The sequence below is a fragment of the Treponema sp. Marseille-Q4132 genome (assembly GCF_014334835.1).
Lineage (GTDB): Bacteria > Spirochaetota > Spirochaetia > Treponematales > Treponemataceae > Treponema_D > Treponema_D paredis.
On the sequence record NZ_CP060591.1, the window covers coordinates 328,340 to 354,909 of the forward strand.

Annotated in this window: 24 protein-coding genes, 3 tRNA genes, 1 other RNA gene and 1 pseudogene; 10 read left to right on the forward strand and 19 right to left on the reverse strand. The window is 49.9% G+C overall.

Annotation, left to right across the window (positions count from 1 at the left end):
• Nucleotides 1–9: 9 nt before the first annotated feature.
• The 14 genes and pseudogenes from H9I35_RS01530 to H9I35_RS01595 all read right to left on the reverse strand — a co-directional run bounded on the left by H9I35_RS01530 (nt 10) and on the right by H9I35_RS01595 (nt 11,932).
• A complete protein-coding gene (locus H9I35_RS01530; protein WP_187419906.1) occupies nt 10–1,047 on the reverse strand; it encodes a rod shape-determining protein in 1,038 nt (345 codons plus the stop codon).
• 23 nt (nt 1,048–1,070) lie between these two features.
• Nucleotides 1,071–2,033 (reverse strand): tetratricopeptide repeat protein, encoded by a 963-nt coding sequence (locus tag H9I35_RS01535; protein ID WP_252722691.1) that lies wholly within the window; start codon nt 2,031–2,033, stop codon nt 1,071–1,073.
• Nucleotides 2,034–2,063: 30 nt separating this feature from the next.
• Nucleotides 2,064–2,459: RNase P RNA component class A (rnpB, locus tag H9I35_RS01540), an RNA gene on the reverse strand.
• 92 nt (nt 2,460–2,551) lie between these two features.
• On the reverse strand, nt 2,552–3,463 hold the full coding sequence (locus H9I35_RS01545; RefSeq protein ID WP_371809460.1) for a zinc ribbon domain-containing protein: 912 nt from the start codon (nt 3,461–3,463) through the stop codon (nt 2,552–2,554).
• 280 nt (nt 3,464–3,743) lie between these two features.
• Nucleotides 3,744–5,588: pseudogene (rpoD, locus tag H9I35_RS01550) on the reverse strand (RNA polymerase sigma factor RpoD); the annotation flags it as partial.
• 16 nt (nt 5,589–5,604) lie between these two features.
• Nucleotides 5,605–7,386: a DNA primase gene (gene dnaG / locus H9I35_RS01555; RefSeq protein WP_187419909.1), complete on the reverse strand. Its 1,782-nt coding sequence runs from the start codon at nt 7,384–7,386 to the stop codon at nt 5,605–5,607.
• Complete coding sequence (gene mltG, locus H9I35_RS01560) at nt 7,386–8,504, reverse strand: endolytic transglycosylase MltG (protein WP_187419910.1); 1,119 nt, start codon at nt 8,502–8,504, stop codon at nt 7,386–7,388. Before mltG ends, dnaG begins: the two co-directional genes overlap by 1 nt.
• Nucleotides 8,501–8,698: a hypothetical protein gene (locus H9I35_RS01565; protein WP_187419911.1), complete on the reverse strand. Its 198-nt coding sequence runs from the start codon at nt 8,696–8,698 to the stop codon at nt 8,501–8,503. Before H9I35_RS01565 ends, mltG begins: the two co-directional genes overlap by 4 nt.
• Nucleotides 8,695–9,633 (reverse strand): MBL fold metallo-hydrolase, encoded by a 939-nt coding sequence (locus H9I35_RS01570; protein WP_187419912.1) that lies wholly within the window; start codon nt 9,631–9,633, stop codon nt 8,695–8,697. The genes H9I35_RS01565 and H9I35_RS01570 overlap by 4 nt, the downstream gene beginning before the upstream one ends.
• Nucleotides 9,630–10,085: a YkgJ family cysteine cluster protein gene (locus tag H9I35_RS01575; protein ID WP_187419913.1), complete on the reverse strand. Its 456-nt coding sequence runs from the start codon at nt 10,083–10,085 to the stop codon at nt 9,630–9,632. The genes H9I35_RS01570 and H9I35_RS01575 overlap by 4 nt, the downstream gene beginning before the upstream one ends.
• Before the next feature lie 49 nt (nt 10,086–10,134).
• Nucleotides 10,135–10,216, reverse strand: a tRNA-Tyr gene (locus tag H9I35_RS01580).
• Between the two features lie 4 nt (nt 10,217–10,220).
• A tRNA-Thr gene (locus tag H9I35_RS01585) sits at nt 10,221–10,294 on the reverse strand.
• A gap of 511 nt (nt 10,295–10,805) precedes the next feature.
• Nucleotides 10,806–11,183, reverse strand: a complete 378-nt coding sequence (locus H9I35_RS01590) for a chorismate mutase (RefSeq protein ID WP_187419914.1) — start codon at nt 11,181–11,183, stop codon at nt 10,806–10,808.
• Entirely contained in the window at nt 11,180–11,932 is a 753-nt protein-coding gene (locus H9I35_RS01595) for a hypothetical protein (protein ID WP_187419915.1), read from the reverse strand. The genes H9I35_RS01590 and H9I35_RS01595 overlap by 4 nt, the downstream gene beginning before the upstream one ends.
• A gap of 71 nt (nt 11,933–12,003) precedes the next feature.
• Here H9I35_RS01595 and H9I35_RS01600 point away from each other — a divergent pair, with 71 nt between their 5' ends.
• On the forward strand, nt 12,004–12,369 hold the full coding sequence (locus tag H9I35_RS01600; RefSeq protein ID WP_187419916.1) for a hypothetical protein: 366 nt from the start codon (nt 12,004–12,006) through the stop codon (nt 12,367–12,369).
• On the opposite strand, the gene H9I35_RS01605 is transcribed toward H9I35_RS01600, so the two are convergent.
• Complete coding sequence (locus H9I35_RS01605) at nt 12,341–13,153, reverse strand: thiamine pyrophosphokinase (protein ID WP_187419917.1); 813 nt, start codon at nt 13,151–13,153, stop codon at nt 12,341–12,343. The two genes, H9I35_RS01600 and H9I35_RS01605, sit on opposite strands and share 29 nt — an antisense overlap.
• Before the next feature lie 2 nt (nt 13,154–13,155).
• Between H9I35_RS01605 and H9I35_RS01610 the strand changes: the two genes are divergently transcribed.
• The 3 genes from H9I35_RS01610 to H9I35_RS01620 all read left to right on the forward strand — a co-directional run bounded on the left by H9I35_RS01610 (nt 13,156) and on the right by H9I35_RS01620 (nt 16,172).
• Nucleotides 13,156–14,571: a CCA tRNA nucleotidyltransferase gene (locus tag H9I35_RS01610; protein ID WP_187419918.1), complete on the forward strand. Its 1,416-nt coding sequence runs from the start codon at nt 13,156–13,158 to the stop codon at nt 14,569–14,571.
• Complete coding sequence (locus tag H9I35_RS01615; RefSeq protein ID WP_187419919.1) at nt 14,568–15,719, forward strand: M50 family metallopeptidase; 1,152 nt, start codon at nt 14,568–14,570, stop codon at nt 15,717–15,719. The genes H9I35_RS01610 and H9I35_RS01615 overlap by 4 nt, the downstream gene beginning before the upstream one ends.
• An 87-nt stretch (nt 15,720–15,806) precedes the next feature.
• Complete coding sequence (locus tag H9I35_RS01620) at nt 15,807–16,172, forward strand: FMN-binding protein (RefSeq protein ID WP_187419920.1); 366 nt, start codon at nt 15,807–15,809, stop codon at nt 16,170–16,172.
• 48 nt (nt 16,173–16,220) lie between these two features.
• Here the strand turns inward: H9I35_RS01620 and H9I35_RS01625 are convergent, their stop codons facing one another.
• Nucleotides 16,221–16,982 (reverse strand): exodeoxyribonuclease III, encoded by a 762-nt coding sequence (locus H9I35_RS01625; RefSeq protein WP_187419921.1) that lies wholly within the window; start codon nt 16,980–16,982, stop codon nt 16,221–16,223.
• Nucleotides 16,983–16,989: 7 nt separating this feature from the next.
• Nucleotides 16,990–18,084 carry a tryptophan--tRNA ligase gene (trpS, locus tag H9I35_RS01630; protein WP_187419922.1) on the reverse strand — a complete coding sequence of 365 codons (1,095 nt, stop codon included), beginning with the start codon at nt 18,082–18,084 and terminating at the stop codon, nt 16,990–16,992.
• Between the two features lie 45 nt (nt 18,085–18,129).
• Between trpS and H9I35_RS01635 the strand changes: the two genes are divergently transcribed.
• From H9I35_RS01635 to H9I35_RS01645, 3 genes are all read left to right on the forward strand, one after another.
• Nucleotides 18,130–19,260 carry an RluA family pseudouridine synthase gene (locus tag H9I35_RS01635; protein WP_187419923.1) on the forward strand — a complete coding sequence of 377 codons (1,131 nt, stop codon included), beginning with the start codon at nt 18,130–18,132 and terminating at the stop codon, nt 19,258–19,260.
• Nucleotides 19,261–19,518: 258 nt separating this feature from the next.
• The gene (locus tag H9I35_RS01640; RefSeq protein WP_187419924.1) at nt 19,519–20,427 is read left to right on the forward strand and encodes a hypothetical protein; all 909 of its coding nucleotides are present in this window, start codon (nt 19,519–19,521) and stop codon (nt 20,425–20,427) included.
• A gap of 20 nt (nt 20,428–20,447) precedes the next feature.
• On the forward strand, nt 20,448–20,600 hold the full coding sequence (locus tag H9I35_RS01645) for a hypothetical protein (protein ID WP_187419925.1): 153 nt from the start codon (nt 20,448–20,450) through the stop codon (nt 20,598–20,600).
• 24 nt (nt 20,601–20,624) lie between these two features.
• On the opposite strand, the gene pcnB is transcribed toward H9I35_RS01645, so the two are convergent.
• Both pcnB and H9I35_RS01655 read right to left on the reverse strand, forming a co-directional pair.
• Nucleotides 20,625–21,731, reverse strand: coding sequence for a polynucleotide adenylyltransferase PcnB (pcnB, locus tag H9I35_RS01650; protein WP_187419926.1), 1,107 nt, complete (start codon nt 21,729–21,731; stop codon nt 20,625–20,627).
• A gap of 78 nt (nt 21,732–21,809) precedes the next feature.
• On the reverse strand, nt 21,810–22,745 hold the full coding sequence (locus H9I35_RS01655) for an alpha/beta fold hydrolase (RefSeq protein WP_252722692.1): 936 nt from the start codon (nt 22,743–22,745) through the stop codon (nt 21,810–21,812).
• Between the two features lie 129 nt (nt 22,746–22,874).
• Between H9I35_RS01655 and H9I35_RS01660 the strand changes: the two genes are divergently transcribed.
• The 3 genes from H9I35_RS01660 (at nt 22,875) to H9I35_RS01670 (ending at nt 26,075) form a co-directional block, all read left to right on the forward strand.
• Nucleotides 22,875–24,140 carry a class I SAM-dependent RNA methyltransferase gene (locus tag H9I35_RS01660; protein ID WP_187419927.1) on the forward strand — a complete coding sequence of 422 codons (1,266 nt, stop codon included), beginning with the start codon at nt 22,875–22,877 and terminating at the stop codon, nt 24,138–24,140.
• Between the two features lie 46 nt (nt 24,141–24,186).
• On the forward strand, nt 24,187–25,950 hold the full coding sequence (locus tag H9I35_RS01665; RefSeq protein ID WP_187419928.1) for an outer membrane protein assembly factor BamB family protein: 1,764 nt from the start codon (nt 24,187–24,189) through the stop codon (nt 25,948–25,950).
• 41 nt (nt 25,951–25,991) lie between these two features.
• Nucleotides 25,992–26,075 (forward strand) — tRNA-Leu (locus tag H9I35_RS01670).
• Nucleotides 26,076–26,570: the final 495 nt, after the last annotated feature.

The following is a 26,570-nucleotide window of genomic DNA, read 5'->3' on the forward strand; positions in this document are numbered from 1 at the left end:
GATGCGCCGCTAGTCGTTGAGGTTCGCGTAAATCGCGCGGTCGACCGATCTGTCTTTAAACAATTCGAACGCTTCTCCCGATCCGATTGCAACGCACTCGAGCGGATGCTCGACGAGGATGACGGGAACACCCGTTTCTTTCGAGATAAGTTTCGGAAGTCCTTTGAGCATGGATCCGCCGCCTGTCATAACGATACCGCGGTCTACGATGTCGGCCGCAAGTTCGGGCGGCGTGTGTCCGAGCGTACTTTTGATCTCTTCGACGATCCGCGTAACGGGATCTTTGAGAGCTTCCCTGACTTCGACGCTGTCGATTTCGAGGCGGCGCGGAAGACCGGTAATGGCGTCCGTTCCGCGCAGTTCCATCTTTTCTATCGTTTTGTCGGGAGTGGCGTTTCCGATTTGAATTTTCAAGCGTTCCGCCATCTGCCGGCCGATGATTAAATTGTGAACGCTTTTAACGTGCTTGACGATCGCTTCGTCGAATTTATCGCCGCCGACGCGGATCGAATTCGTGATGACCATATCGCCGAGGGAGATGACGCTTACTTCGGTCGTACCGCCGCCTATATCGCACACCATGTGACCGGCAGGTTCGAAAATGGGAATTTTCGCACCGATCGCGGCCGCTCGGGATTCGGCTATCGTTTCGACTTGCTTCGCTCCGGAACGAAGAGCCGCTTCGATGACTGCCCTGCGTTCGACATCGGTGATGCACGAGGGAATTCCGATCCTCATGCGCATCGGACGGAAAAACTGATGGCGGGGTGTGATCTTAGAGATAAAATATTTGATCATCTTTTCGGTACTGTCGATATCGGCGATGACGCCGTCGGCAAGAGGTCTGATCGCAATTATACTGCTCGGCGTTTTATCGAGCATACTTTTCGCTTCGGCACCGACTGCTCTAACTCTCTTTGTCCCTTTTTCGACGGCGACGACGGACGGTTCGTCTATAACGATGCCCTTGCCGCGCACATAGATCAGCGTATTGCAGGTACCGAGATCGATTCCGATATCGATCGATAAATTATCAAACAGACCCATTTTATTATGCCTCCCGAAACGATTTAATCCGTAAGTTTTTCCAGAGCTCCGCGGTGATTTACCTGTATGCGGAGCGCAGTACGCCACTCCGATCTGGCTTTTACCATATCGCCCTGTTTTTCATATAATACGCCGAGCTGGTAATGCGCATCGGCGGAGTTTGCATTTTTTTCCAAAACACCCGCAAATTCTTTTGCGGCATCTTCGTATTTTTCTTCGGCAATGTAAATACTACCGAGGAGCATGCGGCTTTTCAAGACCAAATTTTCATCGTCGCATTCTTTTATGACGCGGAAAAGATACTGTTCGGCTGCCGCATTTTGTCCCGCTTTATAATACTGTTCCGCAATCGAAAAAAGAAGCGTATCGGATTCCCTGACAAGGAGCGCTTCGGTAAACGAAGCTATGCTGTCCATCGTCATACCGAGCGCGGCATAACTCATACCCAGATATTCGGCTATGTCGTCGGCTTTGTAGCCGAGCGTTTTTGCCCGTTCAAGATATTTTACCGCGAGGTCGGCGTAATAATACGATGAAACGGTATTTTTATAAAAGTATGCTCTGCCGAGCATATAGGAAAGCTGCGGTTTGAGCGAGTTTTGCGCATCGAGAAGCGCAAGGCGCAAACTGTTGATCGCTTCGTCGAGATAATTCTGCTCGTCCATTTTATCGAGCGACGATACGCCGAGGTAAAACGCCGCATATCCGTGATACGTGAGCGCAGCGTTATTGAACGGAGCCGTGTTCAAAATACCCTTGCTCGTTTCATATACGCTTTCATAGTCGTATGCCTGCCAGCTCTTACGGAGAGAACGCACAGCACCTGCAGGCAGACGCGGAAAGATAAAACGGCAAAACAAAAACACAAGGGCAGCTAAAGAAGCGCACGCGGAAAGCGTGATGAGTACATTTCGTACGAGATTGCTTTTGCGTTTGAATATGTGCGCTTGTTTGCTGCTGCCGTTCATACCGTTTAATAAAATCACATTACCGACGTCAATCCGGAATTTTATAAAAAAAACAGACGGGACGGTAAGCCGGGTTCTGGCATCGGCTGTAATCCGACATAACCATCTGTCTGAAACGCAGATTACCCTGCGTCTCAAGCAACCTACCCGCAGTTACGGTCCGGAAAACCCGCTGCCGCTCGGTTTTGCTCCAAATGAGGTTTGCACTGCCGCATCCGTTACCGGATGCGCGGGGGTCTCTTACACCGCCTTTTCACCCTTACCCGCCATGGAAGACGGGCGGTATATTTTCTGCTGCACTGTCTGTCGAATGCGGACTTTGCATCGCTGCAGTTACCGCATCCGCCCGGTTATTACCCGGCATTTTTTCCGGCGGAGCCCGGACTTTGCCTCACGGGTTTTCTCTTTCATCAGAAAAAATCCGCGCGGTTATATCCCGTCTGTTATTACCGATTTTTATGCGCGGCGCTTATCACCGCATACCCGTATCTCAAAAAGCGTATTGCTTCAGGAACGTCTGCGCCGTCAGAAAACGCTTAGGACTGCTCGTCCTCATCTTCATCGCCGCCGTCATCTTCATCGTCTTCGATTTCGTCTTCTCCGTCAAAGATTTCGTCGTCGGAAGCGGATTCTTTTTCTTCGATTTCCTCGTCTTCGTCTTCTTCGTCAAAATATTCGTCGTCGAGGTTCGCAAGACTTTCCGTATCGTCAAGTTTGAAAAAGCTTTCCTGTTGTTCGGCTTCGCTCGATTCTTCGTAGTAAAGAATGCGGCTGCAATACGGACAAAATAAAATATCTTCGTTTTTGTGCACTTCGTTTGCAAACTGCGCAGGAAGGATCATGCGGCAGCCCTGACAGACACCGTTTTTAACCGCGACGATACCCTGTGTATTGCGCTGGATGATGCGCTGAAATTTAAATAATATTTCCTGATCGAGATTGGGCGTAATTTTATTTTCCTTTTTTTGCAAGCCTGCAAGTTCGCTTTTGTAGGAATTGAGCTCTTTGTCCAAAGAGGTACGGCCGGCGTTGAGGTCGGCTTCCTGCGATTTGATCATCGCTTCAACCTGTTTGAGATTGTCGTTCAAATCGGCGAGCATTTTTTCTTCTTTTTGCAGATCTTTTCGGATGTCCTGCTCTTTGAGCGATGCTTCGGAAATCTGACGGTCGAGCGCTTCGTATTCGCGGTGCGTCGTGATGTTGTCCATACCCTTTTCGCCCGATTCGCGCGATTTGACCGCTTCGTCGAGTTCGTTTTGCAATTGAGCGACTTTTGCACGCGCTTCTTCGTAGTCGGTATTTTTACCGATGAATTCCTTTTTCATCCGTTCAAGGAGTTCTTCCTGCGACGAAAGCTGTTTGGGCGCTTCGTTTATCTTTTTTTCGAGGTCGTATTTGTGTACGAGTATTTCCTGCAGATCTTTTAATTTGTCGAAAACCTTTGTCATCACCATGTCGATTCTATCCTTCCAGATTCATAAATCTAAGGAAGACCTCTGAAAATTATAATTTTCCGGAGGTCCGTAACAGCCTATCTTATAATAAAAAAAACGTTGTGTCTATGGGAAGTGCTGATTAAAGCGAGGAGCGCATTTAATCAGCACTTCCTCTTGTTTCTCATAAGTCTTTAATTGCTTATAACTTATAATATACAGATTTATTACGAAACAAGAAATTTTTATGTTAACATTGATTAATTCGCATTCGAATTAATCAATGTTTCCTATGCTATTGCTGAGCCGGATCGATGTAGTCGCGAAGACCGTTTGCACGGCGCGGGTGGCGGAGACGCCGGAGCGCTTTCGCTTCGATTTGCCGGATTCTCTCTCTCGTAACGTTGAAGTACAAGCCGACTTCTTCGAGGGTGAGCGAATAACCGTCGTCGAGTCCGAAACGCATTTTGAGCACTTCCTGTTCCCTCGGAGGCAGCGTATCGAGTACCGAGCGGATCTGTTCGCGAAGCAGCGTGTCCGCCGTTTGAGACGCGGGGTTTTCGACTTCTTTGTCTTCGATAAAATCTCCGAGAAGCGAATCCTCTTCTTCGCCGATCGGCGTTTCAAGCGAAATCGGCTCGCGCGCGACGTTTTTCACCTGCTTGACTCGGGTTACCGGCCAGCCGAGCTGCTGCGCGATTTCATCGTCGCTCGGCTCGCGTCCGAGCTTTTGCATGAGCTGGCGCGACTCGCGCACGACTTTATTGATCTGCTCGATCATGTGTACGGGAACTCGGATCGTGCGCGCCTGATCGGAAATGGAGCGCGTGATCGCCTGCCGTATCCACCACGTCGCGTACGTCGAAAATTTAAAGCCTTTGCGGTATTCGAATTTTTCGACCGCTTTGATAAGACCGATATTTCCTTCCTGCACCAAATCGAAAAACTGCAAACCGCGGTTCGTGTATTTTTTTGCGATCGAAACGACGAGGCGCAGGTTCGCATTGATGAGCTTGTTTTTCGCCTGCTCCATCATAGCCGAGCCGCGTTCAATCTCTTTGCCCATGCTCAAAATTTCGTCGACGCTGTTTTCGAATTCGTATTCGAGACGGTAGAGCTTTCTGTCGATCTTTTGAATCTGCGTGTAGATGTCGCGGATATCGTCCGTCGTCATATTGAGCTCTCTTTCGAGCTTTGCCGATTCGGAACGCACCGCGATTCGCCGGCCGAGGCTGCGGAGGTCGGCTATATTGACGACGCGCAGCTCTTTCATTTTTCTTTCCTGCTTTTGATGATAGTCGGCGATTTTCCGCATCGCGTCCCGGAATTTCATCGTAAATTTATCGAGCTCTTCGGACTGTATGTCGATCCGCTGCAGCTGCGGCTGAATTTTTTTGCGAAGGGAAACGAGCTGAGGCGTATCGAATATGCGCACGGTTTGATCGGTTTCGAAAAGCTGCTTTTTTATCGTCATGTACTGCTTCATTTCGGGCAGCGCCGGTTTGATGTATTCGCTATAACAGCTTTTAAGCCGCCTTTTTTCCGCCATCTCTTCGTTTATTTCTTTTCGCGGACGGCCGGGTTCGTGGATATCGATCCTTGTAAAAGCTTTTTGCGCGACGATAAAAAATTCGGGAATCATAATGCCCGAGTTTTTTATGACGTCTTTGATGATGTTTTTGCCGTTTTCCATTTTTTTCGACAGGATGACTTCCTGTTCGGCGGTGAGTAAATTTTCTTTGCCGATTTCACGCAGATAAAGGCGGATCGGATCGTCGATACTCGCATCTTTATCGCTGTTGACGAGTCTGCTTTTGACGATATCGGCGGCTTTTGCAGCGTCGGCGCCGTCGCCAGGCACATCGTCATCCGCAATGTCTTCGTCGTCTCCTTCATCGTCTTCCGGCTCGTCGCCGTCCTCTTCGACGAGCAAATCGTCGCTTTCGACGATCTGCAGATTTTCGCTTGAAAAAAGACGAAGCACGTTTTCCATCTTCGGAGAGTTGACAAAATCCTGCCCCAGCATATCGATCACTTCGTCCCACGTGACGACGGACTTTTCTTTTGCGTATTCCAAAAGTTTTTGTACGTTGGGATCCTTTTCCTGCTCGTTCTGCTCTTTTTGTTGATCCATATTTTTTTCGGTACCTGTTTTGTTACTGTTTTAATTCGTTGTCGAGTTTCATTTTTTCCGCAAGAAGCGATTCGAGCTGTTTGCGGTCGCTTTCGGTCGCGGGATTGAATAATCGGATTCTGCTCATGAGCGCGCTCCGTTTGCGTTCGAGCGCGTTCCGCTTGATAAGCTTTATGCCGTCGTTTACGATGCGCCTTCCGTTTTGGGAAAATTCACCGGACGATATGACACGTGTGATCATCCGTCCGAGTTCTTCATCGTCGCATCGGTTCAGAATGCCGCTTATCGATACGGTCTTTTCTCTGAAACAATCTTCCAAAATAATAAATAATTTTTTTGCGAGAGGGTCTTCGAAATCGTCGACGGCGATTTCCGCGCGCATGACCGTGTACAGGTCGAGTTCGGCAATGGCGGCGAGAACGGTTCGCAATTCGGCGTTGAGGGAGATATCCGAATTCTGTCTGCCTGTCGGTGATTGTTGCCGGTTTTTTAAGCGGTCGCGGGCTTGTTCGCGATTTACAAAATCTCTCTTCACAGCCTCCGGCTTTAGATTGAATGCCTGGCACAGCTGCTCAAGGCATGACTCTTTTTGAATATCGGAGCGGAGCGCGTCGACATACCGAAAAAACTCGAGCGATGCTTTTGTTTTGCCTTCGGGGGTATCGACAGCAAAATCGCTGCCCAATTTGGATAAAAAAAAGTCGCTATCCAATATAGCATTATTTACGTCATTTGTCAAGGCTTCACTCCCGTAGGCCGCCATGATCTCCGCGGGATCTTTGCCTTCCGAAAGTTTGATAATTTTTACCGTAAAATCGAACGAGCGGCACATAATGATCGCGCGCACGGTTGCCGCCTCGCCCGCTTTGTCCGAATCGAAAGAAAGCAATATCGTATCCGCAAAACCGCGCACCATGCGGAGCTGCTCTTCCGTAAGCGCCGTTCCGAGAGGCGCTACCGCGTATGTGATACCGCACTGATGATAGGCGATGCAGTCCATATAGCCTTCGCAAAAGATCACTTTTTTTTCTTCGCGGATTTTATTTTTGGCAAAATTGAATGCGTAGAGCGTTTCGCCTTTTTTGTACTGGATCAGATTGCCCGAATTCAAATACTTCGGTCCGTCTCCGTGCAACAGACGTCCGCCGAACGCGCAGCACTGCCCTCTCCTGTTGAAAATCGGAAACATGAGGCGATCGGAAAAAAAAGCCGTGTCGGGATAGTTTTTACTGAAAAGCCCCGATTCGGCGAGGAATTCGTCGCTGAAGTTTTTTCCGCGCAAAAATTTTTTAAGCCAACTCCTGTCGGCCGGCGCATAGCCGAGTTTGAACGCCGCTATCGTTTCGGCCGTGATACCGCGGCCTGTGATATATGAAAGCGCATCTTTTCCGCCGGGCGTCTGCGTGAGAAGATAGTGAAAGAGAGATGCCGTGCGTTCGTAGAGGTCGATATAGAGATCTTTTATGCCCTCTTCTTTCGGCCGCTCGGGTATGTCGCCGCCCGAATACGTCACTTCGATTCCCGCGCGTTTGGCAAGGGAGCGCACGGCATCGGCGTAGGAAATCTTTTCCGTTTCCGTAACGAATTTTATAACGTCGCCGCTTGCATGGCAGCCGAAACAATAATAAAATTTTTTATCGCCGTCGACGTGAAACGACGCGGTTTTTTCGTTGTGAAACGGACAGCAGCCCCACCAATCGTTACCGCTCCGCTTCGTCAATTTCGTGTATTCGCCGACAATCGAAACGATATCGGACGTATTGTGGACGGCTTCGATCGTATCTTGCGATATGAGAGACGCCATCAGTTTTCCGCCGCCTTTTTGGTCGTATAGCGCACGCCTTCTTTTATGTGTTCGTCGAAGTATTCCGAAAACGCGTGTCTGCCCGTTTTTTCGTCTATGAGGCGAAAATAATAATAATTCGTTTTAGGCGCTTCGGCTGCCGCTTTTAGCGCGATCATACCGGGGTTTGAAATCGGAGTCGGCGGAAGGGCTGCCCACTTATACGTGTTGTAGGGACTGTCGATTTTCAAGTCGCTGTACGTGATGACGTCGGGGTGCGCTTTACCCTGTATTTCTGTGATGATGTATTCGATCGTAGCGCACGAGTATAAACCTATATTTTTTGCGATTCGGTTTTTGAACACGCTTGCAATGAGCGGCGCTTCATCCGCAACACGGTATTCCCTTTCGACGATGGAAGCGAGAACGAGCGTCGTTTGAAGTTCGGCAGGAGAAAGGGATGAGAGCGTAGGATTTTCGCGTATATGTTCGAAGAAATTTTTCACCATCATATCGACGACCGATGAAGAGGTCATACCGGGTGTAAAAAAGTAAGTATCGGGAAAAAGATAACCTTCGAGCGTCGATGAGCGGATATCGTATTTTTTTATAAGTTCGCCGTTTATCGATGCGGCTTTAAAATCCGCTGCGGAACAGATGCCCGCCCTTTCGAGCCGCTCGGCGATTTTCGAAATCGTCAATCCTTCGGGAAAGGATGTACGTACGTATTCGTTTTTTCCCGACGAAGCAAGAGAGAATATGTCGGCGACGCTCATGCCGCTTGAAATGCGGTATACACCGCTTTCGAGCTTGAGCTCTACACCGCCTGCAAGAATGCGGAAAAAGGAATAGCGTGCGGCAAGGTAAAACGCATTTTCGTTTTTGATGAGTTTTTTTTCTTTGAGCATGCGTGCGAATTTTTTTACCGTCATCCCTTCCGGAACTTCGACGCGTTCGGTTATCGCAGCCTCCGCACTCGATGCAGGCCGCGTTTCGTATATAAAAAAAAGAGAAGCGATGATCGCCGAAAGCGCGAGGGAGAAAAGAGCCGTGTAAAAAATGCGCTTCCCTTTTGTGCCCAATGCTCTTATACCGCGCCTATCGTACTCCGTCATACCGCTTGTTTTTTTTTGTTTCATGAGTAAAACCGCTCCGCATCTCCGATCGAAATGGAATTATACACCGCTTTTTCCACGGCGTGTGCAAATTTTTCAAGACCTGAAGGAATGCTTTCTTCACGGTCGCGGAAAAAACGCGCGATGAGCGCCGTTTCGTTCGGTGAAAACTCGTATGAAAACGAAAGAGAAGCGGGTTTTGTTACATCATCCGTCATAGATTTATCACCGTGCCCTCCACCGCAATGTGGACTTGCATATTCGTATGTTCGATGTATTTCGAGTACCACCGTGCGGCATGCAAAATCGAATGGAGCTTTTTATCGTCGTACGTCGGTTCGTGATGAAAAAGATATACCGATTTGATGTTCCAGTGAACGGCAAAATCGATCGCATAACAAAACGCGGAATGTCCCCAGTTTTCTTTTTGATAGGCTTCGGCGACGGTATACTGCGAATCGAGTGCGATGACGTCGGCGTCCTGAAACACTTTTATGCGCTCGGACGTTTTTTCGAAATCTTTTTGCGAAAGTTCGACATCCGTCGCGTACACGAATTTTTTTCCGTTTTCGCTTATCGCATAAGAATACGAATTCCCCGGATGCGACATCTTGCAGCAGCACACGGGAATGCCCCCGATACTGAACGGTTCGCCCGCTTTTACCGTGTGAAAAGTGATCCGCTTCGCACATACGTCAAAGGGCGCCGGAAAATACGGACGCGACATTTGAGAAGCGAGGATGCGCGGAGCTGCGGGAAAGGCGGAATAGATATCGATTTTGACCGAAGGATCGTAGATCGCGTCGAAAAAAGGAAAGCCCTGCAGATGATCCCAGTGAAAATGCGATAAAAGCAGATTATAATGATTGTCGGCGGGCTTTACGCCGTTTTTTCCGAGCACGCGCAAACCCGAACCCGCGTCGAGCACGATCTCCGTACCGTTTGCACTTTTTATTTCAACGCAGGGCGTATTGCCGCCCGTCGTGCCGTACAGCCACTCGGGAAGCGAAGCGATAAATCGTTCGCGGGCGTCTTCCGATGCTATATCTTTTTGCGTAATACGCTGGACGACTGCGGTGATTTTTGCCTGAATCTGACGAGGAGTAAGCGGCGTCGGAATCGATCCTCTTACTCCCCAAAAACATATCTTCATCTGCACTTCCCTCCGCGCTTGAACTTGAGCGGCTCGTTATTTTCGTACGCGGCGCGCGATGCGTTTATGTCATCCTTTGTCCAAAGCTTTCCGCAGTTTATGCCGGGGCACGCATCTCCCTCTTTTTCCCACGATTCTTTGTCCGTCAAAAATCCCGTCCAAAAGGGATATGTCCTGCACTGCACCGGGCGCGCTCCGTAGGCGGTGCAGCCGTCTTTCCACAAAATGCAGTCGTAGTTTTCCGTATCTTTTAAGCATAAAAGATATTCATCGTCATATTGAGGAACAAGACGGCAATAGGTTTTAATAAATTCATCTTCGGACAGATTAAACCATCGGCAAAGATCCGTCAAATCGCTTTGCGAGAGAAAAACAAAGCCCGGTTCGATTCTGCAACAGCGGGAACATCGGTTGCACTCAAAATGAAGACCGTCGTCAAAAAAAGCCGGCATAGTATCAGTATAAAGAAAAAGCCCGTTACAGGCAACGGGCTTTATGATATGGGGAGTGAAGGATTCGAACCTACGAAGGCATAGCCAGCAGATTTACAGTCTGTCCCATTTGACCACTCTGGAAACTCCCCAAAAAGCCGACTCAGGGATTCGAACCCTGGACCTCGAGATTACAAATCACGCGCTGCTACCAGCTGAGCTAAATCGGCGCTGCAGGTCGGCACATAGTATATAATAATATAAATCTCGTCAAGTAGTTTTTTAAAAATCATACGGCTGCCGTATACAATTTCAAATCGGGAAGCGCGGACTGCATGAGTTTAAAATGCTTATCGTCAGTCCACACTTCACAGTTGTTTTTTCGCTTTGTCCCAAAAATCGATGATAATATTCGTATCGACCAAAATCATAAAATACTCGTTTCGCGAAATTTTATAACGGAATTGCGGTCAAGATGTATTTTCCCCGCTAATGAGAAAAATGCCTGTTTATTTTTCGATTTCGTATGCTCTACAAAAACTTCGCCTTGCTCCGTTTCAAGCAGCTTTATAAAAGCCGAAACCGATATCAGAAACTCTTCAGGCAGTTTTTTTACCTGCTCGATAACCGTTTCGTACGACATTTTTACCCCCGTTTTATTATGATTACTTTATCACATCTTCGGGAATTTTGCATCATCCTTTGATACGGCTTTTTACCGCGGAGATTTATGCGATGCGTTTATTCACCTATAAAATCGGGGCGCAGCGTTTCCGCTCCGTTTATGTATACGTGACGCACGGAGGCGCCCTCGTCCATGTACGCGGTGACGAGCACACGGATCATACCCTTCGCCATGCCGCGGACGGCGGCTTCCTGACTGCAAAAAAGCGCACAGGCGGAAACGTCGATTTCGTTTTGTCCGCATCTGAGCGCGGATGCGGGATTTATTGCGTCCAGATCTTCGGTCATCGTAAACTGTATCGATACGACGTCTTCGGGTGCGATATTGTTAAGTTTAAAAAGAGAAGCGCACATATCGCACACCCCTTTCGTAATCGATTCGGCCGTATTTTCCGCGCCGGAAGCTCCGCGTAAACCGTAGAGACGTTTTGTCATCGACCGCTCTTTGTCGTACCTGAAAAGCTGTTTTGCAATTCCGGATAGGTTTTTAAAAGTTCGGATACATCCCTATTCCGCGCTTCCGTTCGTACTTGCTGTATGTGCTGCGCTTCGATATATGCATCACGCGCGCTGTTATACAATGTGCGGTCGGGCAGCTTCGACGAAATAACGGCAAAGTTGTCGAAGACGATGTTCGGATAATCGACCGATGCGCGCACTCCTTCAAGGAGTTCTTCCGACATAACGGTTTCCGGCTGGAAGTCGGTGTTGTCGGAAGATTTTATTAAAATATACGATGCCGCTTTTCCCGCAAGGGCCGTGCATGAAGAATCGAGATATGCATCGAGACTTTCGGCGTCGGTGACGATACCGCTTTTTACGAGGGCGATGATGTTTTCAGGCGTAACACGCGCCGTACAGATAAAATCGAATCGATATGAAAAATCGGGAGCCGATTGAAAAGCGGTACTGTACACATCAGCCGACGGGAGGGAACCCGATACGGTTTTCGTTACCGTGCGCGGCTTTAAGCTGAATACGCGGAGTACCGCGTTCGTCGGAAGCAGGCTTTCCCAATGCCATGAAAATTTGCCCGGCAAAACGGGTTCGCGGTTGACGCCGCTCGTCTTCGATATGAGCACGCCGCATTCGCCCGCTCCGACTTTGAATTGCGTCCATCCGAAATAAAACACGACGCCCGCTGAAACAAGTAAAATAAAAAATATTGCGATAACCTTTTTCATACTTCCTCTATGCATATTTTTGCTGTATACTCAAAATTATAATCTTTTTTACGATAACTGCAAGGTGGGCGATGAGCGGCAAAGAAATTGAAAAGGACGATTCGAAACCTGTTTTATATCGGCTCGTCATGCGTACGGTTTTATTTTTCGCCCTCTTTTTGTTTTCACTCCTCGTCTTTTATGCGATCGGAAATTATCAAAATTTTCTCGACGAAAATCAATATAGTATTTTAAGCGCAGCTTCTCTCGCAGCTATTATGCTCCTCATTTTTTCAGTTTGGGGCTTTACCGTTTCGCTCGTCTATGCGCTCAAAAAAGATGTCGCCCGACGCGCGCTCTACATCGTATCGGCGGTACTTATGCTTTTTACGGCGGCTTTCGGTTTTGTGTGCATGTTCGCATCCCGCCTCATCGATTTTCTTGCGGACGGAATGTAACTCGTGCGGACAAGGGCAGGATGAGCAAAAAATCCGCTTCGCATGCGGTAAGCGTCACGGGTTTTCGATCCGTAAAATAATTTTCCGAAATACGGTTACTGATGCTCGGCATACCCTCTCTTCGAAAGTTTTCCCAAAAAAGCCCCTGCGATACGAGCTTTCCTTCGGTACGGGAAAAAGCCGTGCGGGCGACGGAAACGATATCATCCCGTTTTAAATCGGAGATGTCGCAAGCAGTTCCGCTTTTTAAAAGATAGACGGCTTCGTTCGGAAGAAGCCATAGATCAGCATGCTGCGAAGAACAAAACGAATCGCATATCGCCAAAAGGTGGTCGATCCTGCCGCCCCCGCCGCCGATGAGCGTGATAAACGGAATTGCATTTTGTAAAGAAGCTTTACGGAACGCCGCATCCAAAGCGAGCTCCGTGTCGGTAAAATCTTTATCGCAGGGAAAGCGCTCAATGCGCGCTACTCCCCGTTTTTCTCCGAACTGCGGACTTTCATCATCGCTTTGTCCGTACATATCGATGAGCTTTACATCGGAAATGCTGTCGAAGTCCCCGACGATAAAATCGGGCGTCAAATCGATGTGCGCCGCTTCGCCGTTTTTGAACGCGTCCGCATAGCGCCTGAGCGTGTCGAGTCCCGAATCCGCAGCGATGACGATGTCGGGCGCATGGGAAGTAAAGTACGATTCGACCGCTTCGGGCTCCGGGGCATCGCCTCCAGTAAAGATCGTGCAGCGTATAGACTTTTTCCGCTCGGAAAACTTATAATCGCTCATACATGTATAGTAGCGCAAAAAATATAAAAATTCCCCCCGTCCTCAAAAAAATGCACGAGATTTTTTCCCGCGGCGGTTTCCGATCCTATCTCGTCGGAGGAGCCGTACGCGATATGCTCATGGGTATCCCCCCCCACGATTACGATGTCGCAACCGACGCAAAGCCGGAAGACGTCATGAGTCTCTTTCACCGCGTCATTCCGACGGGGATCGCGCACGGAACGGTAACCGTGCACCTTATGGGATGCCATATCGAAACGACGACGTTCCGTACCGAATCGGGCTATTCGGACGGACGGCATCCCGACAGCGTTGCCTATGCGGCGTCGATCGAAGACGACCTTTCGCGGCGGGATTTTACGATGAACGCGGTCGCCGTCGATCTCGCCGACGGAAAACTCGTCGATCCGTTTTCGGGCAGAGACGACATCAAAGAAAAACTCATCCGTGCGGTCGGAAATCCGCACGAACGCTTCGGCGAAGACGGACTCCGTCCCGTTCGAGCGATCAGATTCGCAGCTCAATTAAAATTTCGTATAGAAAAGTATACATATTCGGATATTTTCAAGGAGAAAACGCTCGCCGTCGTTCAAAAAATTTCGATCGAGCGCTTTCGTGACGAATTCATTAAAATGCTGGCTTCCGACGAACCCTCGGTCGCGCTGAAAATGCTCGAAGAAACGGGCATACTCGCTTTTTTTATCCCGGAACTCCTCGAAGGACGGGGCTGCCTCCAGTCCGACTCTCGGGGCTTTCACGACTTCGACGTACTCGATCACCTCTTTTATGCGTGCGACGGCGCACCGAAAGACAATCTTACCGTGCGCCTTGCGGCCCTCTTTCACGATATCGGAAAGCCGAAAACAAAGCGGGTACTCACTGAAAACGGCATCGAAACGATAACGTTTTACAGCCACGAGCGGACAGGCGCCGAAATGACGAAAAAAATCCTCACGCGGCTTCGCTTTCCGGCAAAAATCGTTGCTTCGGTTTCACATCTCGTAGCCGAACACATGTTCCATTACGAAAGCGCATGGAGCGATGCCGCCGTCCGCCGCTTTATCGTGCGCACAGGAGCGGAGTGTATCGACGACCTCTTCGATTTGCGCCTTGCCGATATCTACGGCATGAAGCGGGAACCCCTGCGGCTGCATGACGGCGCGGTCGGAAAAAATCTCGTCGAACTGAAAAAGCGGATCGAAGCCGTGCAAAAAGAAAACTCCGCTCTTTCTCTCAAGGATTTGGCGGTAAGCGGAGACGATCTTGCAGAAGCCGGAATACCTCGGGGAAAAGAGATGGGGCGCGTACTCAAAGAACTTTTCGACACCGTACTCGACGATCCGAAAGAAAACACAAAAGAAAAGCTTTTGGCGATCGCACAAAACATATATCGAAAAACCGATACGGAGACAAAATGAAAAGCCGCCGCAGATTTCCGAAACTGTTTTTTATAACGTATATCGCTTTATGTCTCGGCATCATTTTATTTGCGTCGATACATAAATTCGGATTTTCCCTTTCCGCTTTTTTTACGACCGTAGCGACGATCGTTTTACTCGGCACTTCGTATTGCCTGTCGATTGCCTCTGCGGTAATCGTTCACGAATTCGGGCATTTGATTTTCGGTCTTTTGACGGGTTATAAATTCGCTGCAATCGGTTTCGCCCATCATCTTTTTTTGCGGCGGGACGGACGCATGCGGCGCTTTGTCTATAAACTTCCGGGTGCGCTCGGCTTTTGCGCTATGGAAGTGCCCGATATGAAAGACGAAAGCTTCCCCTTTGTGCTCTATCTTTCAGGCGGCGTTTTATGCAACGCATTTTTCGCGCTCATCTGCATCTTCGCCTTTGTATCCGGCATCGGAAGCGGCATATTGTTTTTTCCCCACGCATTTTTGCTTTTCGCTTTCGTCAATGCATATCTTGCAATCGTTTCGATTTTGCCGATAAAGACGAAATTTCTCAATACCGACGGAAAGCAATTGTTCGATTTATTAAAACATAAAAATATACGGAAATCGTTTTGGATTTGCGAAAAAATAAGCGCGGCGCAGTACCGCGGCGTAAAATTCGAAGACATCCCTTCCGAATGGTTTAATGAAACCGACGATACGCAGAGCGTCTATGCCGCATCGATACGCGCGGTACGCCTCCTTGCACGGGCCGAAGCCGAGAGCGAGCCGAAAGAAGTATGCGCTCTCATCGAAAAAGAGCTTTCGGAAAATCACGCTCTTTCAGGCACTGCCAAAGGTTTATTGACTTGTATGCGCATCTATTATGAGGCGATCGGCGAACGGGATGCCGGCACATTGAAAAAATTAATAATGCAAACGCAAATCGATTTTATGAAACGAATTAAAAATATGCCTTCGGCCATACAGAGCGAATACGCATATACGCTCCTCGTAGAAAAAGACGTTCGTGAAGCTTCCCGCATAAAGGCTCGCTTGGAAAAGATTTCGAAAAAATATCCTTTTCCGGCTGAAATCGATACGGCAAAAAAGCTTATCGCCCGTGCGGATGAAATCTCGAAGCGTGAAAACCCGAATGAAAATGGGGATATGTGAGGCAATGGCATCTGGAGATTTTTTCAAATATCGTTTATCATCCGAAGCAAATATCGAAAGGTATAAAATACCAGGAGGCTTAATTTTATGAAAAAGCTGTGTGTAATTGCGGCAGCTGCCGTGATCGGAATGTTTTCGCTGTATGCAAGCGGTAAAGGTGTTTCGTACAAAGCGGGAACGTACAAAGGAACGGCGAAGGGTAACAACGGAGATATAACGCTCGAAGTAACCTTTTCAAAGAATGCGATCAAAAGCATTAAAGTCGTTTCGCACAAAGAAACGCCGGGTCTTTCCGATCCCGCGTTTACAAAGATTCCCGAAGCGATCGTAAAAAAACAAACGCTCGCAGTCGACGCCGTTTCGGGAGCGACGAATACGTCCCGTGCGATCCTTGAAGCCGTCGAAAAAGCGGTCAAAGCTGCAGGCGGCGATGCTGCGGCTTTGAAAAAATAAAACCGCCGAAACGTGCCGCACATTCAAAGCATCAAATGTGCGGCGGCGTTACGCATCCGCTATAAGCCGTATCGGGCAGTGATCGCTTCCCGTAACGTCGCTCAAAATTTCGCTCGATATTATTCGCGGTGCAAAGCTTTCGTTTACGCACTGGTAATCGATTCTCCATCCGATATTTTTTTCCCTCGCGTGAAAGCGGTAACTCCACCACGTATACCGTTTGGGTTCCGCGCAAAACATTCGGAACGTGTCCGTATAGCCGCTTGATGTAAATTCATCCATCCACGCCCGCTCTTCGGGAAGATAGCCCGCATTACCTTCGTTCGCTTTAGGGTTTGCCAAATCGATCGGTTTATGCGCGATATTGTAGTCGCCGCACAGCACGACGTCGAAACCTTTTTTGACGAGCGTATCGAGATATTTTAAAATCGAAGCGCAAAAGCCGAGCTTGTATTCGAGCCGTTTGCCGCCGTCTTGACTGTTTGGAAAATACGCGCTTATGACGACGAGTTTTCCGAAATATGCACTCACGACCCTTCCTTCCGCGTCGTAAGCGGCGTCTCCGAGGTATTCGACTTTGTCGGGCGTTTTTTTCGTATAAAGCGCCGTACCGCTGTAGCCCGCCTTTTGTGCCGATGCGAAAAAGGATGTGTAAGTGTCGGGCTGTAAAAGCGCGGGCGAAAGCTGTTCGGGTTTTGCTTTCGTTTCCTGAATACACACGATATCGGCACCGCAGGAGGCGAGCCACTCGGCAAATCCTTTTTTTTCAACGGCTCGGATACCGTTTACGTTCCACGAAATGATGTCCATACTTTTCCTATATCGCCATGTTCATGACCGTCCGCACTTCGTCGAGCGTTTTTTCCGCAACGGCGCGCGCACTTCGTATGCCGTCGGTGAGGACGCTTTTAATATACGCTTCGTCCTTTTCGAGTTTTTTCCGCTCGGTGCGGAGCGGGCGGAGCTTTTCGTTGAGGCTTTCGGCAAGCAGGCTTTTTAGCATTTTTCCGCCGCCGTCTCCGATGCGCTCGGCAATCGATTCGGGGGCTTCGTCCGTACACAGCGAAATAAGCTGTAAAAGATTCGCCACTTCGGGACGATTTACCGGATCGTAAGTGATCCGCCGCTCGCCGTCGGTTTTCGCTTTTTGTATCAAAGCCGCCGTTTCGTCTTCGCTCGCGCATAGCATGATCGCGTTGCCGCGGCTTTTGCTCATCTTTTGGCTGCCGTCAAGCCCTTTGATGTTCGGCGTTTTGGAAAGGAGCGCATAGGGTTCGGGAAACACGGGAGCTTCTTTCGCAAAGCGGTCGTTAAAACGCCGCGCGATCGTACGCGTCATTTCGAGGTGCGGGAGCTGATCCTTTCCGACGGGAACGACGTTCGCTTTGCAAAAAAGGATATCGCATGCCTGATGCACGGGATAGGTGTACATGCCGGCGTTTACGTTTTTTATACCGGCGGACTGTATTTCCTCTTTGACGGTCGGATTCCGCATAAGCTCCGCGTTCGACACAAGCGTCAAAAAGGGCAGCATGAGCTGATTGCATTCGGGTACATAGCTGTGCGGATAGATGACGACGTCTTTTCCCGGTTTGATCCCCGCCGCAAGATAATCGATGACGAGCTGTTTTGTATTTTGGCTGATTTCGCGGAAAGCGTCGTGATCGGTGAGCACTTGATAATCGGCGATCAGCACCATGGTCGGAACGCCGAGGTTTTGCAGCCTCACGCGGTTTTGAAGCGAGCCGAAATAGTGCCCGATGTGCAGCCTTCCCGTCGGGCGGTCGCCCGTGAGTACGCGGTATTTTTTCGGATTGAGTTGAATATCTTTTTCGATTTCCCGGCTTTTGGCAAGAGAAGCTTCATAGGTGCCGCTCTCGTCGGCATATTGTATTTCATCGCGTTCGTTCATTACTCGAATATAGCACATCGCGAAGATGTAAGCTATACTGTCGCTATGGATTTTACGGATTTTGCTGCGGGAAGCGACGACGGCGGAAGACGGGTCGACAGAGTGCTCCGCCGCTTTTTACACGGCGTAAACCTTTCTTCCGTGTACGGCGCCCTCCGTAAAGGGCTCATCCTCGTCAACGCTCGACGCGTAAAACCCGATGCGCGCATCGAAAGCGGAGACGTCGTATCGATCGCATCGTTTTTACTGCAAAACGAAAAATCCTCCGACAGCGAAAATGACCCTATCGAAAATCGACAAACGCACAAAGCAGCCTCCCTGCCCTACACCGTCGTTTTTGCAAACGAACATTTTCTCGTCATCGACAAACCTTACGGTGTGGCGGTTCAAGGAAAAAATTCGATTGCCGAAAAAGTCGCCGCTTATTACGCGGCATCCGTGCCGAAAGAAAAACGCTCTCTCTCTTTTGCCGCGGGTCCCCTTCACCGCCTCGACAGAAATACGACCGGTATCCTCTTTTTTTCTTGGAGCCTTGAAGGAGCTGTGTGGTTTTCGAGAGAGCTGAAAGCGCATCGCATACGAAAAAAATACATCGCGCTCGCCGAAGGCGCTATGGAAAGCGAATGCGAGTGGGAAGATTTTATTAAAAAAAACGATGAGCCGAAAGCACTCTTTTATACCGTGCGCGTCGTTTCAGGAAGTACGGCCGGCACGGACGACGTACAAAAACTCGCAAGCGGCACGGGCGATATGCAAAACCGTGCAAGCGCTTCCGACGGCACGCGGGATTGCAATGCGGCAGGTGCTTCCGTTTCGGCAAAGGACGTCTGCGCCGCAATACACGGCGCAAAACGCGCGGTCACAAAAGCGAAGCCCCTTTGCCGCGCATCGTACAAGGGACGAAGCGTAACGCTCGCCGAATACGAAATCGAAACGGGACGCATGCATCAAATCCGCGCCCAGTCCGCGTTTCACGGTTTTCCGCTTTTGGGCGATACGGCGTACGGAGGAAGCCGCATCGATGAAGTCCAAGATTTTTTTCTTCACGCATACGAAGTGCGAGTCGGAGAAAATCCCGTCGGACTTCCCCCCGTTCTCACCTCAACGCTGCCGCACGCGTTCGAATCCCTCAACGATAAAATATTGCCCAATTGGCGGAAGTCCTTTATACTGTAGACAGCCTGAATTTCGAGTTCGAAAGCATTTCAAAATACAGGTATACTTTCGGCGAGAACCCGTCTGCTTTGCCGCGGTCGAGCTTTTAAGGCAGGCTTCCGTAAGCCTAACGCTCGAAACGGCACGCAGCCGGAACCTCTCCTCCGCATAATTTTATTTACTTTCGAACTCGCTATTCATTGATGCATGAAACGGTTGGAAAATTTCGAGTTCTGGCAAACTCGAAATTCAGGCTAGATAAGGATGTAAGGCAAAGCAGTGCGGATATTTCGTAATGTCGTAAGCGAATTGATTCAGCCGTTCAAACCGGATACCGTATACGCGCTCGTCGGCGGAAGCGGCACCGGCAAAAGCTATAAGGCAAAGCTTGTCGCCGCTCGCTTTCGGCTTCGCGCCATCATCGACGACGGTCTGCTCATCCAAGCCGATAAAATTCTTGCGGGGCATTCGGCAAAAAGCGAACAGTCGTTTTTAGGTGCCGTCCGCGTCGCGCTTTTCGACGACAAAGAACACCGCGACGAAATCGCGCGAAAAATCAAACGCTACCACATCAAGCGCATCCTCATACTCGGCACGTCCGAAAAAATGGTTATGCGCATCGCCTCCCGATTGCAGCTGCCACCGCCGTCGAAGATAATCCGCATCGAAGACATTTCGACCGAAGACGAAATCGCGCTCGCCGTAAAGTCGCGCCAAATCGAAGGCAAACACGTTATCCCCGTGGCAGCGGCGGAAGTGCGGAAGCTCGATCCGAAAATATTTTCAGGGGGCATCCGCTTCCGCTTTCACCGCCTCAATCCCCTGTCGCTTATTCGAAAAGAAAATAAAGTCGTTGAAAAATCGATCGTACAGCCGGAATTTTCAAAGCAAAACCGCCTGCACGTTTCCGAAGCCGCGATCGCAAAGCTCACCGTTTCGTGCATCTCAGGATGCGACGGAGCCATCGTCGTCAAAAAAATTTCGATTGCGGCGGACAACCGCGGCTACAAACTCACGATCACGATCGACATCCCTTCGGACGTCCAGTCCGCATCGGGCACTCCGCTTACAAAGCGCGTCGACGGACTGCAAAAGTCGATCATCGACGCAGTCGAAAGCACGACCGGCACTTTTATCGAAGAAGCGAATATCATTATCGACAAAGTAACCGAACGCGCTCCGGTGTAAGGCTGTCGTAAATTTTACCTTTGACGTTTTCGGACGGCACTTTTTTGCCATCCCGCCTTCCGTGGCTCGCTCACGCTCGGCCGCTTCGCTCGTTTTTCTCGCTCCAGCGTCCGCCTTCGGCGCCGCTCCACGCGGGCGTAAGCGGTATTTTTATTTTCAGTTTTATTAATTAATCAACACGAATAAAAATCAAGATCCTATTGATCGTCTGCGTGTCCGACCGGCTTTCGCCGTTTTTTTGAAGAGCGGACTGAAACGCCGAGCATCTGCAGCACCGAGCGTACGGCGAATTCGAGTTCCGTTCGCTGCGGGTTCATCGGAAGCACGTACTTTCTGCATTCGCTCCACGTCCGCATATAAAGCTCACTCGAAGGTGTGCGAAGGGCGACTTCTTTTTTCCAATCGGTGAGCGTTTCGATAAAATCCTGTACGATAAATACGAGCTTTTTTCCGAGCCGAGCGCCGCCGTCGGATGCGTTCAACTCGTCGAGCGCTTGCAAATGTTTCATATACGAGCTTTCAAAATCTTTGCTTTCATACATGAGAGAAGCCGCCGCGGGCTGCAAATACATATACAAGTCGGTTTCGAGCGCTTCACGCACGATATCGCAGGCGCGGCCGCTGTTGATGATTTTTAAAAGCTCTTCGGTCAAGCGGGAGGCAGACACCGTTTCGAGAAGATTTGCATTTTTTCGGATTTTATATCGAAGCGAAAAAGGCATGCGTGCTCCCGTCGTTGCCGAATACTTTACCGCGCGCAGCATACGCACCGGATCTTCGACGAATATCCGATCGATCGCAATGACGGGGCGAAGTACGTGCTTTTTGATGTCACGCATGCCGCCGACGTAATCGACAACCTGCTCTTTTACGGGATCATAGTACAGCGCGTTGAGCGTAAAATCGCGTCGCTTTACGTCTTCGTCCATAGAACCGAATTCGTTTCCGACGGAACCGTCGACAGTCGAACGGAAAGTGCTCACTTCAAAAATTTTCGATCCGAATATGACGTGCACGAGCCGGAAACGGCGCCCGATAATGCGCGCATTTCTGAATATTTTTTTGATACGGTTCGGCGTTGCATCGGTGACGATATCGAAATCTTTCGGAACGTTTCCGACGATCAAATCGCGCACCGCCCCTCCGACGATGTACGCGCTGAAACCCGCGCCGCGCAGCCGCTCGATTATCTTGAGCGCGTCGGTGTCGATTTTATCTTTTGCAATGCCGTGTTCAAGTTTCGTGTAGATGAGAGCCTTTTTGACGGGTTTACCCCGTTCGTCCGTTCCATAGCGAATAAGCACAATAAATTAATAATAAGGAATGCGACCGCCCGCGTCAATACGTCGCCTCCGATCGTGTAATGATTTTAATATGAAATACTACAGCGAGGCGAGCCACGAAAGCACGTCTCCTTCGACTTCGGCTTTATTGATTTCGTTGAAAAGCTCATGCCGCGCGCCATCGTATTTTTTTACGGTAAGTTTTTTTACGCCGTTTTTCCGATATATCGCACAGAGTTTTTCTACCGTTTTGCCGTAGCCGCCGACGGGATCGGCGCTGCCGTAGATTATTAAAATCGGTAAATCGGACGGGATCTTTCGTATATTCGACCTTTTGTGGATTTTTATAAGGCCGTGCGTCAAATCGCAGTAAAAGCTCGCCGTCGGATTGAAACCGCAGTATGTATCCGCGATGTAACGCGCGACGGCGTCTTTATCGCGCGAAAGCCACTCCTGCCCGTTTACCGAATCGGGAATTTTTTTCGTATATGCGCCGAAGGCCATCTGTTTTAAAAACGGAGACGCGCGTTTTTTTCCTTTGAAAAACGCAATCATGCGCGCAACGATATTGCCCAAAGCGACAAGAGAAAAGGCGGGACCGGCCGTACCGCATAAAATGCAACCGTCGATAAGACGGGCATAGGTTTCGATAAAAGACTGCGCGACAAAGGAGCCGAAAGAGTGCCCGAGCAGCACCGCCTTTTTGCCGGGAAAGTCGGCTTTCGCTTTTTCGAGCACTTCGTGCACGTCTTCCGTGACACGCTCGAATCCGTTTTTATCCGAAAGAAGTCCGAACATACCGGTATGTTTTTCTTCGGCGCGCTCGGCGGTTTTTCCGTGTCCGCGCACATCGTGAGCGTTCAGCACAAAACCGTTTTCCGCAAGCACGGTGCCGAGCCGCTCGTATCGCAGAGCGTGTTCGACCATGCCGTGAGAAAGCTGTACGATACCCTTTACTTCACCGTCGGGGATCCACTGCACGACGAAGACTTCTTCGCCGTCGCTCATCGTTTGAAAAAATTGCCGTGTTTGCATAAGACTATTATAACGGAATGCGATATGAGGTGAAAAGAGCGTTCTTGAAAACCGAACGTGTTTTCGACTGCCGATACGACTCTCACGCCTCGTTGAAAAGGGCTGCGTTTCGCGCTATCATTATACAATATGTCTATAACCGTTACGGCGGAAAAGCTTACGTTCGGAGGCGACTGCATTGCGCGGATAAACGGAAAAGCGGTTTTTATCCCCTATGCGATTCCGGGCGAAACGCTCGACATCGAAATCATCTCTTCAAAACGCGATTACGATAAAGCGCGGATCGTAAGCGTTCTCACGCCTTCGCCTTACAGGCGGATCCCCGCGTGCCCGTATTACGGAATCTGCGGCGGCTGCAATATGATGCATATAGACGATGCATATCAGCTTTCGCTTCGAAAATCGGTACTCGCCGACTGTTTTTCACGTGCGGGAATCGATATACCTGAAATCGATGTGATTGCGGGAAAAAGTTCGGGCTATCGCGCACGGTTTTTGCTGCACGACGGCGGGCTTGTCGCACGCGATGCGAAATCGATCGTACCCGTAACGCGCTGCACCGTTGCAACGGATGAAGTGAACGCATGGTTTTCCGAAACGGCTTTCGAAAATCGTCCGCAGGGTCTCCTCCGCATATTCGGAGATGAAAAGATCGTACGATCTGGAGAAAACGGCAAAAAAATCGTTTCGGCTCAGTGCTCAAAACCGGAAAGCACGGAAGAATCCGTAAAAACCGCGGCACAAAACGTGCACGGAAAAAAAATCAAAACGCCTCCGAAGCGCTTTGCGGGAACGCTCTCGTCTCCCGATACGGCGGTAAAAATCGCGATCGGCGGAAAAGAAATCGGCTTTGACGTGAGGGGATTTTTTCAATCGAATACGGACGTGCTTGAACGCGCGATCGAAAAGGTATGCAGCTCTCTTTCGGGTAAAAACGCGCTCGATTTGTACGCCGGATGCGGCACCTTTTCCGTTTTTCTTGCGGACAGTTTCGAACACATAACGCTCGTCGAACACAATCGCGATGCCCTCGTTTTTGCCGAACAAAATATGGCGGGAAAAAATCACGCGAGTTTTGGCGTAAGCGGCGCGGCATGGGTACGCGATTTTGCAAAAACGGCTCCGCTTTTCGACGCCGCACTCGCAGATCCGCCGAGGAGCGGAATGGAAAAAGAAGTGTGCGAGTGGCTTTGCAAAAGCGGTATTCCGCACATACGCTCTCTTTCGTGCGATCCCGTAACCCACGCACGGGATGCGGCAAAACTCATCCGTTCGGGTTACCGCCTCGCCTCTCTTTCGCTGCTCGATTTTTATCCGAATACGTGCCATATTGAAAGCTTGGCAATCTTTGAAAAAGGAACCAAACAAGGTAGACAGAATGCAAAGAGTGTCTAATTTTTTATACAATCTAATAATCTTTTTAATATTTTCAATCGGAAATGTGCTTTTTTCGCAAACCGATGCGGCAGCCTGGCGCGATTTTGCGACCGAAGAGCCGAACTGGTCGCTTACGCTCAACGGCAAAATCATCGCCCCCCCCCAGGCGACCTCCTACGGTTTTGCAGTCCTCACCGACGGACGTACGGTGTACGCCGCTTCCGACGACGGCACCGTCCTCTGGCAAAAGGAACTCGGAGGCAGGATCGCTCCTTACCTCACCGTTCTTGACGGCGATTTTTTACTGACCGTTTTCCGCGGCAATACGCTTACGCTTTTAAATCCCGAAGGACTTCCGCTATGGTCGGCTCGCGTGCCCTTTACGCTTGCAGGTGCTCCGTTTATCGGGCGCGATGCGCGCATCTTCGTGCGCGGAAAAACCGACATCGCATGCTACGGAATCAAGGGCGTGTGCAAATGGCACATCAAAACCGAAGAGCAGGATACGCAGGCGATACAGGAACTCCCCGACGGGAGCGTCGTCGTGCTGCTCGTAAAACCCGATAACGGAAAAACGGCGGCGCTGCGCATATCGCCGTTCGGGGAAATCATCGAAAAGTTCGCCTTTACCGGGATCGTCGCATCCTGCGTTTCGTCTCCCGAAGGCGGCATCCTCGTTACGCTGAAATCCGGAGGTGCGGGGCTTTGCGCACTCGACGGCAAAAACAAAACTTCGACAAAGTGGGCGCTTTCCCGAACCGAAGGTGCCCTTCCGCTTCCCGCAAACGACGGCAGTTTTTTTATCCCCTATTCGTCGACGCGGGCCGCGCTCGTTCAGCCTGCAGGAGAAGAGGCCGCCGTCACGTTTTATAAATTGTCCGACGGAGAAGCGTCAACGCATTACCGCGTTTCGGACATCGACGTTTCGCATATTTCATACGTACAGCCTTTTTTGCGCGGCATGGCCTTTGCAGATCGAAACAGCGCGGTCTTTTGCACCGAACGTGAAAGCGCCGTATGGAACGTGCATCTCCCCGCGATGAACGGTTCGTCCGATCCGTGGAATTATCTTTTATATACCGAAAGCGGCTACCTCATCATGTGCAAAAAATCGTGGACGATCGCGGGTTTCCGCGTCGTACAGAACGTCGGAGGAGAACAGCTGCAAAGACAAGAACGCGGAAATTACAATGCTTTTTTTACAACGGAAACTCCGCTCTACGATATGTATGAAATCGAAGGAAAGCTCGATACGGGATTGACCGGAACCGAACGCCGGGCGGCACTCGAGAGCGGTATGTACGGTCCGCTCGAAAAAGTGTGGGCATCGAAATTGAAAAGCGCATGCGACGCTTACCGTTCCGCGCGTACAAGCGCGCAGACGACTACCCGTACAAAGCGTTCGGTTTTTATCGAAGACGTCGCCGGTACCGATGCAATGTTTAAACAGCTTTCCCTTTACGGGACAAGTACCGAAAGCGAAATCATCGCGCGTCTCATCGAAGCCGAAGGAGTCGGCGTACATTTACCCACGCTCATCGCACAGGCCGGAGAATGCGCATACGATCCTGCAGGCAATATGCTCGATTCGCTCGACAAAGCGTTCCGCTCGATTCCTTCCCAAAATACGCGGCTTTTGCAAATCCTTTGCGACACCGTCTTTTCGATATGCCGCTTTATGGGACGGCCCGCTTTTTACCGGCACGGCAAAGACATACTCACCCGCCTCCTCTACCCGCAGTACGACCCGAAAGTGAGAGCATACGCGGGGCAGACACTGCAAAAAATCGCAGCGCTCGGAAAAGATCGATCGGAAAAAAGCAAATGAATTGACGAGGCACAGATATTTTGCTATTATAATAGAACGTCGCCCGGATGGTGGAATTGGCAGACACGCTAGTTTCAGGTACTAGTGAGTTCACGCTCATGGGGGTTCAAGTCCCCCTCCGGGCAAGAGCACATAAATCTGAGCAGTGCACAGGATTTATGTGCGTCTCCTATAAAAGAAAAACGCTGCAAGCGTTTTTCGACTCCAGACTTAAAAGAGCGATTTCGAGCAGTGCGGAGAAATCGCGAGCGTCTCCTATAAAAGAAAAACGCTGCAGGCGTTTTTCAACTTCCGACTTTTTTGTAAAATACACTTTTGCTATTTCTTGACACATTAATCGCAATCAAAAAATATTCGGGACTTGAACCACGAAGCGAGCGCCGAGCAGGGCGAGGAAGAGGCGGCAGGGATGCCGCCGGAAGCGAGCGCAGGCGTCCCGAAGGGGGCGTACAGGAAGTACGTACCCGAAGGGATTCAAGTCCCCCTCCGGGCAAGAGCACATAAATCCGAGCAGTGCGCAGGATTTATGTGCGTCTCTTACAAAGGAAAAACGCTGCAGGCGTTTTTCGACTCCAGACTTAAAAGAGCGATTTCGAGCAGTGCGGAGAAATCGCGAGCGT